Consider the following 4,334-nt stretch of genomic DNA (forward strand, 5'->3'; position numbering starts at 1 on the left):
GCCCCGGCGCCGGCTCCCGCCCCGGCGGTCCCCGCGCCGGCCCCGGCACCGAGCAACCCGTACGGCCTGGGCACCGGGCGCTCGCGCGGCAGCGCCGGCCAGGGCGAGACCGCGTCGGCGTGGGCGCGCGCGCAGACCGGCATCCCCTACCTGTGGGGCGGCACGGGCCCCAGCGGCTACGACTGCTCGGGGCTCACCGGGGGTGCGTGGCGCAGCGCGGGAGTCAACCTCAACCGCACGTCGCGCGACCAGTACAAGCAGGTCCTGAAGATCAGCTACGACTCGATGCGCCCCGGCGACCTGGTCTTCTGGTCGACGGACCCGAACAACCCCGACAAGATCCACCACGTCGCGATGTACGTCGGCGGCGGCCAGATCATGGAGGCCGCGCGCGAGGGGGTCCCGGTGCGCCTGACGTCGATGCGCTGGTCGGGCACGATGCCGTACGCCGGGCGCCCCTGACGCGACGGTCCGCCGCGCGCCCGTCGCGGGGCGCGCCCGGCGTCGCGTCGCGCACCGGACGACGTGCTGGGCTCCCGGCGGGCCGCTCGGCGCACGCGGACGCGCGCCAGGACAGCACCCCCCCACCAGGACGGGCCGCCCCGAGGGGCGGCCCGCGTCCGGCTCAGTGGTGGTCGTACCCCGCGTCGATGGCCCGCTGGCGCGAGCGCTCGATCTCGTCCTCGGCCTCCTGGCGGCCGGTCCAGTGCGCGCCCTCGACCGACTTGCCCGGCTCGAGGTCCTTGTAGACCTCGAAGAAGTGCTGGATCTCGAGACGGTGGAAGTCGGAGACGTCGTCGATGTCCTGCCGCCACGCGGCGCGCTGGTCGCCCGTCGGGACGCACAGCACCTTGTCGTCGCCGCCGGCCTCGTCGCGCATGCGGAACATGCCGAGCGCGCGGCACCGGATCAGGCAGCCCGGGAACGTCGGCTCCTCGAGCAGCACGAGGGCGTCGAGCGGGTCGCCGTCCTCACCGAGGGTGCCCTCGATGAAGCCGTAGTCGTCGGGGTAGCGCGTCGAGGTGAAGAGCATGCGGTCGAGGCGGATCCGCCCCGTCGCGTGGTCGACCTCGTACTTGTTGCGCTGCCCCTTGGGGATCTCGATCGTGACGTCGAACTCCACAGCTCTCCTCCGCCCGTGCGGCGGGAGCGCCGGTGGGCGCGACCTGTCCACACGTGTCTCCAACATGCCTGTGGCGGCGTGCCGACGTGGGACGCCCCCCTGGTACGTGACCTAGTGTGACGCACCGGGACGACTTGCTCCCGCGCGCGCCGCCGAGCGTGCCCGGTCGAGCAGCCGACTGAGACCAACGACACGCGCGACACGCGCGACACGCACGGACGGGAGGGCGCATGTCGACAGGCGCGCGCGTGGTCGGGGTGAGCCTGCTCGTGCTCGTCCTGGGCGGAGGCGCCTACGGGACGGCCGACGCGTACGACGTCGTGCCGGGCGTCGTGACGCTCGCGCCGGTGCCGCCCGACCCCGAGCCGTTCCCCGCCGTCCCGGGCGTCGCGGAGCCGCCCGCGGTCGCCCCGGCGCTCGGCCCCCTCGACGCCGCGGCGCCCGTCCCCGACCCCGGTCAGGTGGCCGCGCTGGTCCAGGGCCTCGTGACGGACGGACGGGTCGGCCCGGCCGTGGGCGTCGTCGTGGCGGACCAGATCACCGGCGAGGTGCTCGCCTCGCACGCCTCCGACCAGCCGCGCGTCCCGGCGTCGACCGCGAAGCTCGTGACCGGCGTGGCCGCGCTCGCGACGCTCGACCCCGCGTCGACGCTCGACACGCGGGTCGTCCGCGGCGAGGGCGACGAGATCGTGCTCGTCGGCGGCGGCGACATGATGCTCGCGCCCGGCGAGGGCGACGCGGACGCGGTCGTCGGGCACGCCGGCCTGGGCGACCTCGCGACGCAGGTCGCGGGCGTGCTCGCCTCGACGGGCACGACGAGCGTGCGGCTCGGCTACGACGGGTCCCTGTTCTCCGGCCCGGCGCTGAGCCCGACGTGGAACCCGTCCGACATCAACCAGGGCTTCGTCGCGCCCGTCACGAGCTTCGCGGTCGACATCGCGAAGATCCGCCCGGGGGAGTACCCGCCCCGGCACGCCGACCCCGAGGCGAACGCCGCCCAGGTCCTCGCGCAGCGGCTCGCGGAGAACGGGATCACGGTGACCGACGTCGGCCCCGTCGGGCCGGCGCCCGCGGGTGCCGAGCAGCTCGGGCTCGTGCGGTCGGCGCCCCTCTCGGACGTCGTGCACTACTTCCTCGACACGTCGGACAACACGATCACCGAGGTCGTCGCGCGGCTCGTCGCGGTCGGCTCGGGCCTGCCGGGCAGCTTCGACGGCGCGTCGCAGGCGGTCCTGCGGGAGGTCGCGCAGCTCGGTGTCGACACGTCGGGGGCGCAGCTCGTCGACGCCTCCGGGCTCGGCGCGGGCTCGCAGCTCACCCCGGACCTGCTGCTCGGACTGCTCCGGCTCGTCACGGACCCGGCGCGGCCCGAGCTCCGGGAGATCGCGACCGGGATGCCGGTCGCGGGGCTCACGGGCACCCTGGCCGAGCGGTACACGACGACGTCCGCCCGGGGGCTCGTGCGCGCCAAGACCGGGAGCCTGCCGGGCGTCACGTCGCTCGCGGGCACCGTGGTGGACGCCGACGGCCGCCAGCTGCTGTTCGCGGTGCTCGCGGACCAGACGCCCGCCGGTGGGCAGCCGGCGCCGCGCGCGGCGATCGACGGGTTCGTGGCGCGCCTCGCGGGGTGCGGCTGCCGCTGACCGGGGCGCGGGCCGGTCGCCCGGTGCGCGGCGGCCCGGCGGTTACGGTGGGCGCGTGGCACCGCGTCGAGCAGCACACCCGGACCGCGTCGACGCCGAGCCCGGCGTGACCGGGGCAGGAGCGCGCCCGCTCGTGGACTGGGACGTGGCCGCACGGCTCGCGGGGCGGCTCGCGACGCCGGGTCCCCGCGCGACGCGGGACGAGGCCGCCGCGCTCGTCGAGGGGCTGCGCTCCGCGGCCGCCGCGGCACCCGAGCACGTCGCGCGGATCACGGGCCTGACCCCCGCCGACGGGCGTGTGCCCGCGACCGTGCACGTCGTCGACCGTCCGGCGTGGGCGCGGGCCAACACGCGGCTCATGGCGAGCATGACGCGGGACGTCCCGGTGCCCCGGCCGGTGCCCGCCGCCGCGCGGCTCGCCGCCGCGACGCAGGTCGGTGCGGTGCTCGCGCTGCTCTCGGGCAAGGTGCTCGGGCAGTTCGACCCCTTCACCGCCGACGTGCGGGCGCCCGGGGGACGCCTCCTGCTGGTCGCACCGAACGTGCTCCAGGCCGAGCGCGCGATGAAGCTCGACCCGGCGGACTTCCGGCTCTGGGTGTGCCTGCACGAGCAGACGCACGCGCTGCAGTTCGCGGCGGCCCCCTGGCTGGCGGACCACCTGCGTGCGCGCTCGGGCGCGCTGCTCGCGGGGCTCTCCGGCGACGCCGCGAAGGCCCGCGGGCGCGGCGACGGTGGCACGCCGGACGACGACGGCCCGACCCTGCTCGACCTGCTGCAGGGCGTCGCCGGCGCGCTGGGCGGTCCGGAGGACGGGCGCGGCGTCCTCGACCTCCTGCCGGCGGACCAGCGCGTGCTCGTCGACGAGGTCGGCGCGGTCATGGCGCTGCTCGAGGGGCACGCGGACGTCGCGATGGACGCCGTCGGCCGGTCGGTCGTGCCGTCGGTGCGCCGCATCCGCGCCCGGTTCGAGGCCCGCCGCGACGCGGGCGCGCGGTCCCGCGGGCCGGAGCGCGTCGTGCGCCGGCTCCTGGGGCTCGACGCGAAGCTCGCGCAGTACCGCGACGGCGCGGCGTTCGTGCGCACGGTCCGCGCCGCGGTCGGCACCGACGGGCTCAACGCCGTCTGGGCCGCACCGGAGCACCTGCCGTCGGCGCGCGAGATCGCCGAGCCCGGCGCCTGGGTGCGTCGCGTGCACGGCTGACCCGCGTGACCGGACCCGCGCCCGCCGTGGCGGCCGCCCGCACCGCGGTCACCCGCGCGCTCGACGACCTGCCCGCTGGGTCCCTCGTGCTGGTCGCGTGCTCGGGCGGCGCCGACTCCCTCGCGCTCGCGGCGGCGACGGCGTTCGTCGCCGGGCGCAGCGCCCGTTCCGCGCGTCCCCTGCGCGCCGGGGCGGTGGTCGTCGACCACGGCCTGCAGCCCGGCAGCGCCGACGTCGCGGCCGGGGCGGCGGCCGTGTGCCGGGGGCTCGGGCTCGACCCGGTCGAGGTGGTGCGCGTCGACGTCGGCGGCCCGGGCGGTCCCGAGGCGGCCGCCCGCGACGCGCGGCACGCGGCGCTCGACGCGAC

At 77.4% G+C, this 4,334-nt stretch carries 5 protein-coding genes; 4 read left to right on the top strand and 1 reads right to left on the bottom strand.

What is annotated here, in order from left to right; genetic code table 11:
• Nucleotides 1–462 (top strand): C40 family peptidase (locus tag AB6N24_RS22710; protein WP_412871625.1); only part of this gene is annotated, 462 nt, incomplete at its 5' end.
• Between the two features lie 163 nt (nucleotides 463–625).
• On the opposite strand, the gene AB6N24_RS22715 is transcribed toward AB6N24_RS22710, so the two are convergent.
• Entirely contained in the window at nucleotides 626–1,123 is a 498-nt protein-coding gene (locus AB6N24_RS22715) for an inorganic diphosphatase (protein WP_141372301.1), read from the bottom strand.
• Between the two features lie 230 nt (nucleotides 1,124–1,353).
• Between AB6N24_RS22715 and dacB the strand changes: the two genes are divergently transcribed.
• From dacB to AB6N24_RS22730, 3 genes are all read left to right on the top strand, one after another.
• Nucleotides 1,354–2,766 (top strand): D-alanyl-D-alanine carboxypeptidase/D-alanyl-D-alanine endopeptidase, encoded by a 1,413-nt coding sequence (gene dacB / locus AB6N24_RS22720; protein WP_412871626.1) that lies wholly within the window; start codon nucleotides 1,354–1,356, stop codon nucleotides 2,764–2,766.
• Between the two features lie 106 nt (nucleotides 2,767–2,872).
• Complete coding sequence (locus AB6N24_RS22725; protein ID WP_412871628.1) at nucleotides 2,873–3,967, top strand: zinc-dependent metalloprotease; 1,095 nt, start codon at nucleotides 2,873–2,875, stop codon at nucleotides 3,965–3,967.
• Between the two features lie 5 nt (nucleotides 3,968–3,972).
• On the top strand, nucleotides 3,973–4,334 hold a 362-nt coding region (locus tag AB6N24_RS22730), incomplete at its 3' end, for a PP-loop family protein (protein ID WP_412871627.1).

Origin of the sequence: Cellulomonas jepli, from assembly GCF_047229345.1 — a bacterium.
Taxonomy (GTDB): domain Bacteria; phylum Actinomycetota; class Actinomycetes; order Actinomycetales; family Cellulomonadaceae; genus Cellulomonas_A.